This window comes from Burkholderia sp. Bp9015, assembly GCF_003853505.1.
Classification (GTDB): domain Bacteria; phylum Pseudomonadota; class Gammaproteobacteria; order Burkholderiales; family Burkholderiaceae; genus Burkholderia.
This window is the reverse complement of sequence record NZ_QTPZ01000021.1, coordinates 22950-35403: the sequence shown is the minus strand read 5'-3', so window position 1 is coordinate 35403 and position 12454 is coordinate 22950. Positions and strand designations below refer to the sequence as shown.

The window sequence follows — 12454 nt, the reverse complement described above, 5'->3', positions numbered from 1 at the left end:
TGACATGCCGTGACGCCGAGAACCTGCCTGCCGCCCCGCCTCCCCGCTCTCCCGGCCGCTGCATCGCCTCCGATGCGGCGGCCGCTTCGTTTTCACGTGGCGAACGGCACGCGCCTTACCGCGCCGCCGACGGCGGCAGAGCCGCGCCCGTCTGCCGGCGACGGTACGCGCTGTCGCGCGTCGCGAGCGGACCCGTCGCGACGACCACGCGGTTCGCCTCGATCGTGCCGTCCGAGGTTTCGACGATGAACCCCGTCTTGCCCATGTTGCGCACGACGTTCTTCACTTCGACGCCGGTGCGGATCGGCGCGTCGAACTTGCGCGCATAGGCTTCGAAGTAGTCGGCGACCTGGTCCTTCGTGGCGAACGCATCGGGATCGAGGCCGTCGAATTCGAGGCCCGGAAAGCGGTCGTGCCACGCGGGGCCGTTCGCGACCAGCGAATCCCAGCGCCCGGTGCGCCAGCGCTCGGCGATGCGGTCGCGCTCCAGCACGAGATGCGGCACGCCGAGCTTGCCCAGGTGCTCGCTCATGGCCACGCCGGCCTGGCCGGCCCCGACGACCAGCGTATCGATTGAGGTTGTTTCCACTGCCACGGCTGTCTCCTTGAAGTGCGGCTCGCGGCGATGCTCGTGTCGTCGCGCGAGGGGGAATGGAGACATTCTGCTGACAGGCTCGCTAGGGCGAAACGATCATTTTTGTGGTTGTTGACGAGAAAAAAGCTGGGGCGATCGAGCATGGCTGGCGGAACGGGCATACCGCGCCGCGTTCGGTCCAACGCTATTCCTGCGTATGTGCGCGGTCAATGCGATGCCCGGAGGAAACGGGAAGCGTGTCCGAAACCGGCAGCGCCGGTTTCGCCGCATCGATCAACGTCGCTTTGTTGCCGTCCCACTTGGGCAGTTTGGCCGGCGGCAGCGGCACGACCTTGTCAAGGTTCGGCAGGCGAAGGTCCGGATCGCGCTCGAGGCGGTCGGCGAGTACGCTGTAACGCTCGGCACGAGCACGATCCTTCACGTTACCAACCACCGGATCACCATCGTCGAATGCGCCGAACAAATACCCGGCGCTCTTGGCGCTCCCGTATTTCACGCCATCATGCAGAATCTTGAGGGCTCGGTCGTTGTCTTCGCCAAGCGACTTGTCCGCGCCCACGAGTGTTGTCCCGAGCGCATAGGCGGCATCCCCGCTACCTTGGGCATATCCGCATTCCAGCATTTGAAGCGCAATCTTGCGATTACCCCAAAAGCCTGCTTTGGGATCGTCATAAATCGCGTCCATCTTGCCCCCCAGATATGCCATCGCATTCGGACTCCCCATATCCGCAGCCAGTTGCCAGAATGCATGGGCTCTGCTCGCATCCTGCTTCACCCCCATCCCGTCCATGTAATACGTGCCCATCAGATCGTAGGCCGCCGGAATGCCGAGTTTCATCGCCTGTTCAGCGATCTGAACGGCGTGTTCGGAATCACCATCCACACCTTCGCCGCGAGCGTACGCATTCGCCAGATTCAGCATCGCCTTCCAGTGTTTGCGCTCGGCGGCCTTCGCCCATAACTCGACGGCCCCCCTATAGTCGCGCTGATTCGGCCACAGCAACGAACTGGTGAGCGCGATCGCTCGCGTATTCCAACGATCTGCCTCTGGATCGATCCGAGGAACAACGTCGGCTTCATGCTTGCATTCGAACGCTTCGCGGTGCGGATTGAACGCAGTCAGCGACATGTTGCGAGGAAGCGAATCGTTCCTTGAACAGGCGGCACATCCAGCGATCAGAACAACGGAAGCCAATCGGATCAGCCGGCCACGGTCCACGGTAATCAGACGCAATCGAATTCGCACGATATCGAATACCTTGCACGACAAGAAATGAATGCACGGTCACGTGCGCGGTATGGAACGGCACAAACGGCCTGCTGACAAGGCCCTCATCCGGCAATTTCATGGGCCGTCGGCAATGGCCCGCAGTCGGGACAGCATCTCCGTTCATATGCCGCTGATTTTACGTTGCGTCCCTTTAACCTGTCCCCACCCCACAATTCTTGACTATGCGCACGCCGTCGAACTGGTAGGATGCGCATCACTAGGCGAGACGCATCCGGCGCACCTGATCGTTCCCCTTTTCGATCTCCCGCACGCGATCCCCTTGCCGCGCCGAGCCACCGGCTCAGCCCCCCGTCGAACCCCGCAACACCCCGGTGTCGGCCCCACCCGACCCGTTGCAGCAACCGTTGGAGTAGCGCACGTTGCGCCTGCAAGCATGAAGAAACTGAAGCAGCACTTCCGCATCCTGGGCGAGATCGATCGCACGCCGCTGGTACGCGCCGGCGCGCTGCTGTTGATGGCCGGCCTGCTGTACCTGCTGTGGCCGTCGGCCGAAACCGCCTACCTCGCGATGGAGTCGGTCATACGCTGACGCAGCACGCCCGTCCCCGCACTACGCTATACTCGCGCAATGGAAACCAAACCTGCCTCGCCGAACGTGCATCGCTGGTGGCGCGCCTGACCCAGGCGGCCCGTTTCCTTTTGCATGTCCCGAACGTGATGCCGCCAGCCATGGCGGCATTGTCGTTTCTGCGCCCGAATCATGGCTGGTGGCTTCGATAACCCGGAGCCAATCCACACCATGACGCACCCGACCCGACCGACCATCCTCACCGGCGACCGCACGACCGGCCCGCTGCATCTCGGCCACTACATCGGCTCGCTGCGCGCGCGCGTGCAGATGCAGCACGACGCGACGCAGTTCCTGCTGCTCGCCGACACGCAGGCGCTGACCGACAACATGGGCCGTCGCCAGCGCGTCACCGAGAACGTGATCGAGGTCGCGCTCGACTACCTGGCCGTCGGCATCGACCCGGCGATCTCGACGATCGTCGTCCAGTCGCAGGTGCCCGAGCTCGCCGAGCTGTCGCAATACCTGCTCAACCTCGTCACGGTCGCGCGCCTCGAGCGCAATCCGACCATCAAGGAAGAGATCCGCCTGCGCGGCTTCGAGCGCGACATCCCGGCCGGCTTCCTGACCTATCCCGTCAGCCAGGCCGCCGACATCACCGCGTTCAAGGCGACGCACGTGCCGGTCGGCGACGACCAGCTGCCGATGATCGAACAGACCAACGAACTCGTGCGCCGCTTCAACGCGACGGTCGACAAGCCGGTGCTGGTGGAATGCGAGGCCGTGCTGTCGGCGGTCACGCGGCTGCCGGGCATCGACGGCAAGGCGAAGATGAGCAAGTCGCTCGGCAACGCGATCACGCTCGGCTCGACGCCGGACGAGATCACGCAGGCCGTGAAGGACATGTACACGGATCCGAACCACCTGCGCGTCAGCGATCCCGGCCAGGTCGAAGGCAACGTCGTGTTCACGTTCCTCGACGCGTTCGAGCCCGACGTGCAGAAGGTCGACGAACTGAAGGCGCACTATCGCCGCGGCGGCCTCGGCGACAGCGTCGTCAAGCGCGTGCTGAACGAGCGGCTGCAGGCGCTGATCGAGCCGATCCGTGCGCGCCGCCGCGAATTCGAGGCGGACAAGGCGGAGGTAATGGCGATCCTGAAGCGCGGCACGATGCATGCGCGCGAGGTGGCCGGCGCGACGCTGGCCGAGGTGAAAGGCGCGATGGGGCTCACGTATTTCGATTGAGCCGTGCGCGGCAAACGCGGCCGGGCGGCGTGGCGTGGCGTGGCGCAATGCCGGCGCCGCGCTTACCCCGATGTCCACCGGCACACCGCGAAGCCGCGGTCAGTCGCCCGCAAGCACCGTCACGACCGCTCGTGCGCCGACGGCGCTACGTGGCACACAGCCTCGATCCGGTTGCCGGCAGGGTCGACGAGAAACGCCGCGTAGTAGTCGGCGTGATAATGCGGCCTCAATCCGGGATCGCCGTCGGACTGGCCGCCCGCGGAAAGCCCTGCCTCGAAGAATGCATGTACCTGCTCGCGAGAAGCGGCCTTGAAGCACCAGTGCCGCTTGCTCGTTCCGACTTCGGCGGGATCGAGATACACGGCCAGGAAAGTCGAGGCGGTGTCGTTTGCATTGCAGCGTTCGCCGTAACCGAGTGCGGCGGGCCGGTCGTAAACCTTGGCCGCGCCAAGTGCGGCCATGATGCCGTCATAGAAAGGGCGTGCCTGGTCGATATCAGGAACGCCGATGGACACGTGGTCGAGAAGTTGCATGGGATTGGCTCCGTTGAACGAGCACGAGTCTACACAAACATGTCACTTCGAACCGGCTAGCGGTACAACCAGATCGCAAAACCGGAGGACAGGATTCCATGACGGACGACCGCCGCATTTGGGAAGCACTGGAAGCTCGTTCGCGAGGAGGCGGCAATATCGAGCAAACAGCGGATTACCGCGGAGACCTCGATCGCCGACGATCTCGGACAAGCCGGAGACGACGCGGACATCTTCATGGAGCGCTTCTTCGCCCGATTCGGTGTGGATCGCCGCGACTACGATTTCGGGCGTTACTTCCTGATGGAGGGTGAAGGGCTCCTGTAACACCTGGTTCGCAACTTCATTCTCAGGAAGCCCCATACGTTCGATCGAGACGCATTGACCGTCGGCATGCTGGGCAAAGCCATCGCGCTGGGTGCGTGGGACGCCGATGCGATCAGGAACTGATGCTCACGCAGCGTCACCGACGCTTTGATCGGCACGTCGAACACCGCGCCCGCCACGCGTCACTTCATCTGCATCAGCTGCACGAGGTTGCCGCACGTATCGTCGAGCACCGCGACGCGCACGGGCCCCGCGTCCATCGGCGCCAGCGTGAAGCGCACGCCGAGCGCGTCGAGCCGCGCGAACTCCGCGTCGAGATCGTCGACCTGGAACGACGCCGCCGGAATGCCGTCCTCGTAGAGCGCCTGACGAAAAGGCCCGACCGCGCGATGATGGCTCGGCTCGAGCATCAGCTCGGTGCCGTCAGGCTGATCCTTCGACACGACCGTCAGCCAGCGGTACTCGCCCACCGGCACGTTGTTCTTCAACCGGAAGCCGAGGGTGTCGGTATAGAACGCGAGTGCCTTGTCCTGATCGTCGACAAAGATGCTCGTCACGTAGATGCGCATGTGATGTTCTCCGAATCACGCGTGCCGCCGCGCGCGTCGTCGCCGTGCCGCTCACGTGATCTGATACGTCGATGCCGGCACGAATTCCTCCGGCATCGCGCGATCGCCCAGCTCGAGCACCGACCGTTCGATCGTGCGCGCCATCGCATCGAGCGCGAGCGCGTTCGGCGCGAGGCCGAACGGCTCCGCGACCTCGTTCGCGATCGCTTCGAGCGCGATCAGCGTGTACGAAATGAACACGCAAATCAGCGGCGTGAAAAACTCCGTCGAATCGACGAGGCCGAACGGCAGCAGCACGCAATAAGCATAGACGGTGCGATGCAGCAGTACGCTGTACGAGAACGGAATCGGCGTCGTCAGGATCCGCTCGCAACCGCCCACCGCCTTGCCGAGTTCGACCAGCTGCGCATCGAACATCCAGCACGTCGCGTCGCTGCCCGGCGCGCGGCCCAGCGCGCGGACGATCCCGCCGCGCAGTTCGTCGAGAATCGCGACGGGCTGGTAGCACTTGTGCGCGAACGCGGCGGCGCGCTCGGCGCCGAGGATGCGCTGCAGGTCTTGCGCCGGATCGGTATGGCGCAGCTGATGCTTCAGCGCATACGTGAACGCGATCAGCAGATCGGCGAGCCGGTTGCGCTCCGCGTCGCCGACGCTGTCGGGCAGGTAGCGCCGCAGTTGCGACGTGACGGTGCGCGCGGCGATCAGCAGGTTGCCCCACAGAAGCCGCGCCTCCTTGAAGCGCTCGAAGCTCGCGTTGTTGCGAAACGCGAGAAAGATCGCGAGCGCGAGCCCGAACAGCGTGAACGGCGCGGTGTTCAGCGGAATCTTCTCGCCGAAGATGCGCCCGTTCGTGAAGACCGCCAGCGTGCTGACGACCGCCATGAACACGAGTTGCGGAATGATCGACTGCAGCACGGAGCCGTTCCATACGAACAGCATCCTGAGCCAGTTTTGTCGTGGTCTGACGATCATGGTGTTGTCTCGACTGCCAAGGGAATACGCAATGCGGCGCGCCGCCGCCCGATGTGCGACGGCCCGCGCGTGGCGGGCCGCTGTCCGATCGCAACCGGGCCGGGTGACGAGCCGCACGGCGGCTGCGCGAGATGATACGCCCGCGCACGCCGCACGCCGCACGCCGTCACCGGCCGCGCCGGTCAGTGATAGCCGGCGTCGCCCTCGCGCACCTTGCCGCGGAACACGCGGTACTGCATCGCGTTGTACACGAGGATGATCGGCAGCACGATCACGGTGCCGACGAGCGCGAACAGCTGGCTCGAATGGCTCGACGACGCATCCCAGATCGTCAGCGACGGCGGCACGATGTTCGGCCAGATGCTGATCACGAGGCCGGTATAGCCGAGGAACACGAGCGCGAGCGTCAGCAGGAACGGCGTTGCCTCGTGCCGGCGCTTCAGCGTGTGGAAGATGCCCCACACGCATGCGACGACGAGGACCGGCACCGGCAGGAACCAGCCGAGGTAGCCGCTGCCGAACCAGCGGTGCGCGACGGCCGGCAGCCCGATCACGGTCCACAGGCTGACCACGCCCATCACGGCGAGCAGCACGCCCGCGAGCGGCTTCATCAGCACGCGCATCTTGCGCTGCAGTTCGCCGTCGACCTTCAGGATCAGCCAGCCGCAGCCGAGCGTCGCATAGGTGACGAGCACGCCGATCCCGCAGAACAGGCTGAACGGCGACAGCCAGTCGAACGGCCCGCCCGCGAACTGGTTGTTCACGATCCGGATGCCCTGCAGCAGCGAACCGAGCGTGACGCCCTGGCAGAACGCGGCCAGCGCGGAGCCACCGATGAACGCGAGATCCCACAGGTGTTGCGTGCGGTTCGCCTTCGCGCGCAACTCGAACGCCGCGCCGCGGAAGATCAGCCCGACCACCATCAGGATCAGCGGCAGGTAGTTCGCCGGCAACAGCGTCGAGTAGACGACCGGGAATGCGCCGTACAGGCCCGCGCCGCCGAGCACCAGAAAGGTCTCGTTGCCGTCCCACACCGGCGCGACGGTATTCAGCATCACTTCGCGTTCGACCTTGGCGTCGAAGAACGGAAACAGCAGGCCGATGCCGAGGTCGAAGCCGTCCAGCATCACGTAGAGGAACACGCCGAGGCCGATGATCGCGGCCCACACGACAGGAAGATCGATCTGCATGGCTTACTCCGCTTCGGTGACGTTCAGCGGCGTGGACAGCGCGCTCTTGCGCAGCCCCGGATGCCGGTGCAGCTCGATGTATCCGGCGTGGGCAGCCGGTCCGCGCTTCATCAGGTTCAGCATGTAGTAGATACCCGTTCCGAACACCAGGAAATACACGACCACGAAGATCAGCAGCGACACGCCGACCTGCTGCGCGCTGAGCGGCGCGACCGAATCGACGGTGCGCAGCACGCCGTAGACGGTCCACGGCTGCCGCCCGACCTCGGTCGTGATCCAGCCGGCCAGCAGCGCGACGATGCCCGACGGCCCCATGCACACGACGAACCACTGGAACCAGCGCGTTTCATACAGGCGTCCGCCCTTTCTCAGCAGCAGGCCGAGCAGCGCGGTGAGCAGCATCAGCATCCCGAGGCCGGCCATGATCCGGAAGGTCCAGAACACGATCGGCGAATACGGACGGTCCTGCGCCGGGAATTCCTTCAGTCCGCGAATCTCGCCGCTCCAGCTGTGCGTGAGGATCAGGCTCCCGAGGTGCGGCACCTGGATCGCATAGCGCGTCGTCTCGGCCTGCATGTCGGGCAGGCCGACGAGGTTCAGCGCGGTGCCGCCCTTCTCGGTTTCCCACAGCCCTTCGATCGCCGCGATCTTCGCCGGCTGGTATTCGCGCGTGTTCAGCCCGTGCGCGTCGCCGACGACGATCTGGATCGGCGCGAGCAGCAGCAGCATCCACAGCGCCATCGAGAAGCTGCGCTTGACCGGCTCGTCGCGACGCCCCTTCAGCAGGTGCCACGCGCCGCACGCGGCGACGATGAAGCCCGCGACGATGAACGCGGCGATCGTCATGTGCACGAGGCGATACGGGAACGACGGGTTGAAGATGATCTTGAACCAGTCGACCGGCACGACGAGGCCGTTCTCGATCTTGTAGCCCTGCGGCGTCTGCATGAAGCTGTTCGACGCGAGGATCCAGAACGTCGAGATCAGCGTGCCGACCGCGACCATCAGCGTCGCGAAGAAGTGCGCGCGCGGGCTGACGCGCTGCCAGCCGAACAGCATCACGCCGAGGAAGCCGGCCTCGAGGAAGAAGGCCGTCAGGACTTCGTACGTGAGCAGCGGGCCGGTGATGTTGCCCGCGACGCGCGAGAAGCCCGCCCAGTTCGTGCCGAACTCGTAGGCCATCACGACGCCGGAGACGACGCCCATCCCGAAGCCGATCGCGAAGATCTTCGACCAGAACTGGAACATGGATTTGTAGGCGGCGTCGCCGGTGACGAGATAGCGCCATTCCAGCACCGCCAGGAAGCTCGCCATGCCGATGCTGATCGCCGGAAACACGATGTGGAACGACACCGTGAACGCGAATTGCAATCGGGCGAGATGGAACGCATCGAAGATTTCCATGACCGTAATTTGCTCGTGGTTGTGAGGACGTCAGCTCGAAGCAGGAAATCGCGCGACGGCTTCGCGACGGCACGTGCACACAACGACGGATCGCAGTGCACGGCAACGAAGCGTGAATGACGATATCGCGTTTCAGACGATACTCGCAATCGCGCGGACGTGCGCTGAAACTGTGCTTTCCCCGGGGCCGAAGATGTGTGTACGGAAAACCCGTTTCGGCGCCGCGAGGCTCTCGGCTGTACTGCTTTCCGCTCTGCAACGCTGTGCATCCGCGGCACCGCCGAACGCCCGTACCATCGGCTCCTGGCCTGCCCGTGGCGAGCGAGCGCGACCCCGCGCACCGCCCCCGCAGAATCCGTTTCGATCGCCCGGCGCCCGCGCCGGCCGATCCCCCTGGAGAAACCCGCATGGAGCCCAGCGACCGCCCCGACGATCCGGCCGGCACCCGCGCGTGTCATGTGACGCGTCATCGTGCCGGCGACGCGCGGGACACCGTCGATCGCGTGGTGGACGAAACGCCGGTTGCACTCGTATTCAACGGCATCGCGCACACGGTGATGATGGCGACGCCGATCGACCTCGACGCGTTCGGCCTCGGCTTCGCGCTGAGCGAAGGGATCGTCGAGCGCGCGTCGGACGTCTTCGATATCGAAAGCGAATGCCGGCCCGGCAGTGCCGAAGTGCGGCTCACCGTGGCGCAGCAGGCGTTCATGGCGCTGAAGGCGCACCGGCGCGCGCTGGCCGGCCGCACCGGCTGCGGCGTCTGCGGGATCGAGAGCATCGCGCAGCTCGACCTGCATCCGCCGCGCATCGCGGCCGCGGGCGCGGCGGCCGGCATCGGCGCCGACGCCGTCGCGCGCGCCGCCCGCGCGCTGCCGCAGCGGCAGCCGCTGATGCACGCGACCGGCGGCATCCACGCGGCCGCGTGGTGCGAGCGCGACGGCACGGTGCTGGAAGTCGTCGAGGACGTCGGCCGCCACAACGCGCTCGACAAGCTGATCGGCCGGCTGGCGCGGCGCCGCGCCGACCTGGGCGCGGGCTTCGTGTTCCTGTCCAGCCGCGCGAGCTACGAGCTCGTGCGCAAGGCCGCACGCGTCGGCATCCCGATGATCGCGACGATTTCTGCGCCGACCTCGCTCGCGATCGACGTCGCCCGCGAAGCCGGCGTGCGGCTGCTCGGCTTCTGCCGCGACGACGGCTTCGTCGAATACGTGTCGCCCGACCCGCTCCCGTTACCCGAACCGACGCCTGCGCAAGCGCAGGCGCTCACCGCTTGATGAAACCCCTGACCGATTTCGACACCGCCCAACGGCAGTTCGCCGGCGTATTTGCGCCGCCGCATGCGGCCGTCTCCATCCCGGTCGCGCAGGCGGCCGGCCACGTGCTCGCCACGCCGCTCACCGCCGTGCTCGACCAGCCGCCCGCCGACCAGAGCGCGATGGACGGCTACGCGGTCCGTCACGCGGACCTCGAACACGGCGAGCCGCTGCGCGTCGCGCAGCGCTGCTATGCGGGCGACGCGCCGGCGCCGCTCGCGCCGCGCACGGCCGCGCGCATCTTTACCGGCAGCCTGATTCCGCCGGGCGCCGACACCGTCGTGATGCAGGAGCACGCGCACGAACAGGATGGCTGGGTTGCGTTCGACACACCGCAGCGCAGCGGATCGCATATCCGCCGCCGCGGCGAGGAAGTGCGCGCGGGCGCCCTGCTGATGCCGGCCGGCATGCGGCTCGGCGCGATGCACGTCGGCGTCGCCGCCGCGCAGGGTTGCGCGCGCATCGACGTGCGCCCGCCGCTGCGGGTCGGCATCCTGACGACCGGCGACGAGCTTGTCCCGTGCGGCCAGCCGCGCGCGCCGCAGCAGATCTACAACAGCAACGCGCCGATGCTCGCCGCGCTGGTGTCGGGAACCGGTGCCGGCGTCGCGGCGAGCGAGCACGCCGCCGACACGCCGGCCGCCGTCGATCAGGCGCTGCGCGGCATGGCCGCGCGCTGCGACCTGGTCGTCTGCGTCGGCGGTGCATCGGTCGGCGACAAGGACCTGCTGCGTCCCGCGCTGACCGCGCTCGGCGCCGCGTTCGTGGTGTCGGGCGTGCGGATGAAACCCGGCAAGCCGGTCGCGCTCGCGCGGCTCGACGAACGGCCCGTGGTGCTGCTGCCCGGCAATCCGGGCGCCGCGATGACCGCGTTCGCGCTGTTCGTCACGCCGCTGATCCGCTGCCTGCAGGGGCGCGACGACTGCCTGCCAGCCGTGCCGTCGCTGCCGATCGACATCGACGTCGAACCCGATGCGCAGCGCGAGCGCTTCGTCCGCGTGCGCCGCACCCTCGACGCCAACGGCGCGCCCGTACTCGATACGCTGCGGCAACAAGGCGCCGGCACGCTGCAATCGCTCGTTCAGGCGAGCGGGCTCGCGCGGCTGCCGGCCGGCCGACGCATCGCGCGCGGCGACGCGGTGCCGTATTACGATTTCGCGCACTGGCTCGCGTGAGCATGCCCATGCGCGTCATGTCCGCCTTGCGTGCAGGCAGGATCACGAACTGTATTCCTGCATTTCGGGCGGGATTGTGTCCCTGTCGGAAAAATCCGGCGGACTATCCTCACGAAGAGGCTCGTCACGACCCGTGCGCCGACACGTCGGCACACAGGCGGCCGACCGGCGACGCCGTTCCGCTCACTTCATGCAGGTCGAAAAACCGATCGTGAATGCCATCGCTCCCGCACCGGCCGCCACTGCATCCGGCGGCGCATCGCCCGGCGCCTTCCCCCGCCCGCTCGACACGCTCGCGCGGCCGCTGCGCGATCTGCGGCTGTCCGTCATCGACCAGTGCAACTTCCGCTGCGGCTATTGCATGCCGCGCGACAGCTTCGGGCCCGACTATGCGTTCATGCCGTCGTCCGAGCGGCTGTCGTTCGCGCAACTGGAGAAGATCGCGCGCGCGTTCGTCTCGCTCGGCGTCGAGAAGATCCGCCTCACCGGCGGCGAGCCGCTGCTGCGCCGCAATCTCGAAGCGCTGATCGAACGGCTCGCGACGCTGACGACCGCCGACGGCAAGCCCATCGAAATCGCGCTGACGACCAACGGTTCGCTGCTCGCCGCGAAGGCACGCACGCTGCGCGATGCGGGCCTGTCGCGCGTGACCGTGAGCCTCGACGCGATCGACGATGCCGTGTTCCGCCGGATGACCGATACCGACGTGCCGGTCGCGCGCGTGCTGGCCGGCATCGAGGCTGCGCAGGCGGCCGGGCTCGCGCCCGTGAAGGTCAACGCCGTGATCGAGCGCGGCGCCAACGACGACCAGATCCTGCCGCTCGTGCGCCACTTCCGTCATAGCGGCGTGGCCGTGCGCTTCATCGAATACATGGACGTCGGCGGCGCGAGCGCGTGGTCCGGCGACAAGGTCGTGCCGGCCGCGCGGATGCGCGAACGCATCGACGCGAGTTATCCGCTCGTGCTCGTCGGCGAACCGGGCCACGACGCCACCGCCATCCGCTGCCGGCACATCGACGGCGCGGGCGAGGTCGGCTTCATCGCGAGCGTGTCGCATCCGTTCTGCGGCACGTGCTCGCGCGCCCGCGTGTCGGCCGACGGCCAGCTCTATACGTGCCTGTTCGCGATGCAGGGCACCGACCTGCGGCCGTGGCTCGACGACGGCGCATCGGTCGACCACCTCGCCGACGCCGTGCGTGCGCGATGGACGCGGCGCGACGACCGCTATTCCGAGCGGCGCGCCACGCGTGCGGCCCGGCCGTCGGGCAAGACCTATCCGACCGTGCGCATGTCGCTCGTCGGCGGCTGACGGCTGCCGCGCGCGGCGGC

At 66.9% G+C, this 12454-nt stretch carries 12 protein-coding genes and 1 pseudogene; 6 read left to right on the top strand and 7 right to left on the bottom strand.

What is annotated here, in order from left to right; translation table 11 throughout:
• Nucleotides 1-187: 187 nt before the first annotated feature.
• A pseudogene (locus DIE12_RS22055) lies at nt 188-595 on the bottom strand (NAD(P)-binding domain-containing protein); the annotation flags it as partial.
• A gap of 184 nt (nt 596-779) precedes the next feature.
• Complete coding sequence (locus tag DIE12_RS22050) at nt 780-1829, bottom strand: tetratricopeptide repeat protein (RefSeq protein WP_260426163.1); 1050 nt, start codon at nt 1827-1829, stop codon at nt 780-782.
• Between the two features lie 430 nt (nt 1830-2259).
• Between DIE12_RS22050 and DIE12_RS38170 the strand changes: the two genes are divergently transcribed.
• Together DIE12_RS38170 and trpS are read left to right on the top strand one after the other, a co-directional pair.
• The gene (locus DIE12_RS38170) at nt 2260-2415 is read left to right on the top strand and encodes a hypothetical protein (RefSeq protein WP_185640925.1); all 156 of its coding nucleotides are present in this window, start codon (nt 2260-2262) and stop codon (nt 2413-2415) included.
• A 210-nt stretch (nt 2416-2625) separates the two neighbouring features.
• The gene (trpS, locus tag DIE12_RS22045; RefSeq protein ID WP_124521659.1) at nt 2626-3639 is read left to right on the top strand and encodes a tryptophan--tRNA ligase; all 1014 of its coding nucleotides are present in this window, start codon (nt 2626-2628) and stop codon (nt 3637-3639) included.
• Between the two features lie 119 nt (nt 3640-3758).
• Here trpS and DIE12_RS22040 read toward each other — a convergent pair whose 3' ends face one another.
• A complete protein-coding gene (locus tag DIE12_RS22040; protein WP_124521657.1) occupies nt 3759-4172 on the bottom strand; it encodes a VOC family protein in 414 nt (137 codons plus the stop codon).
• A 156-nt stretch (nt 4173-4328) separates the two neighbouring features.
• Between DIE12_RS22040 and DIE12_RS38700 the strand changes: the two genes are divergently transcribed.
• Nucleotides 4329-4499 (top strand): DUF1493 family protein, encoded by a 171-nt coding sequence (locus tag DIE12_RS38700; protein WP_311767563.1) that lies wholly within the window; start codon nt 4329-4331, stop codon nt 4497-4499.
• 182 nt (nt 4500-4681) lie between these two features.
• On the opposite strand, the gene DIE12_RS22030 is transcribed toward DIE12_RS38700, so the two are convergent.
• The 4 genes from DIE12_RS22030 to DIE12_RS22015 form a co-directional block, all read right to left on the bottom strand.
• On the bottom strand, nt 4682-5068 hold the full coding sequence (locus DIE12_RS22030; protein ID WP_124485760.1) for a VOC family protein: 387 nt from the start codon (nt 5066-5068) through the stop codon (nt 4682-4684).
• A 51-nt stretch (nt 5069-5119) separates the two neighbouring features.
• Nucleotides 5120-6040: a bestrophin family protein gene (locus tag DIE12_RS22025; RefSeq protein ID WP_124485759.1), complete on the bottom strand. Its 921-nt coding sequence runs from the start codon at nt 6038-6040 to the stop codon at nt 5120-5122.
• A 182-nt stretch (nt 6041-6222) separates the two neighbouring features.
• Nucleotides 6223-7230, bottom strand: a complete 1008-nt coding sequence (gene cydB / locus DIE12_RS22020) for a cytochrome d ubiquinol oxidase subunit II (RefSeq protein WP_124521655.1) — start codon at nt 7228-7230, stop codon at nt 6223-6225.
• A gap of 3 nt (nt 7231-7233) precedes the next feature.
• Nucleotides 7234-8634 (bottom strand): cytochrome ubiquinol oxidase subunit I, encoded by a 1401-nt coding sequence (locus DIE12_RS22015; RefSeq protein WP_044848141.1) that lies wholly within the window; start codon nt 8632-8634, stop codon nt 7234-7236.
• 407 nt (nt 8635-9041) lie between these two features.
• Between DIE12_RS22015 and fdhD the strand changes: the two genes are divergently transcribed.
• From fdhD to moaA, 3 genes are all read left to right on the top strand, one after another.
• Nucleotides 9042-9911, top strand: coding sequence for a formate dehydrogenase accessory sulfurtransferase FdhD (gene fdhD, locus DIE12_RS22005; RefSeq protein WP_124521653.1), 870 nt, complete (start codon nt 9042-9044; stop codon nt 9909-9911).
• On the top strand, nt 9911-11125 hold the full coding sequence (gene glp, locus DIE12_RS22000) for a gephyrin-like molybdotransferase Glp (protein WP_124521651.1): 1215 nt from the start codon (nt 9911-9913) through the stop codon (nt 11123-11125). Before fdhD ends, glp begins: the two co-directional genes overlap by 1 nt.
• A gap of 190 nt (nt 11126-11315) precedes the next feature.
• Nucleotides 11316-12434 carry a GTP 3',8-cyclase MoaA gene (gene moaA / locus DIE12_RS21990; protein WP_124521805.1) on the top strand — a complete coding sequence of 373 codons (1119 nt, stop codon included), beginning with the start codon at nt 11316-11318 and terminating at the stop codon, nt 12432-12434.
• Nucleotides 12435-12454: the final 20 nt, after the last annotated feature.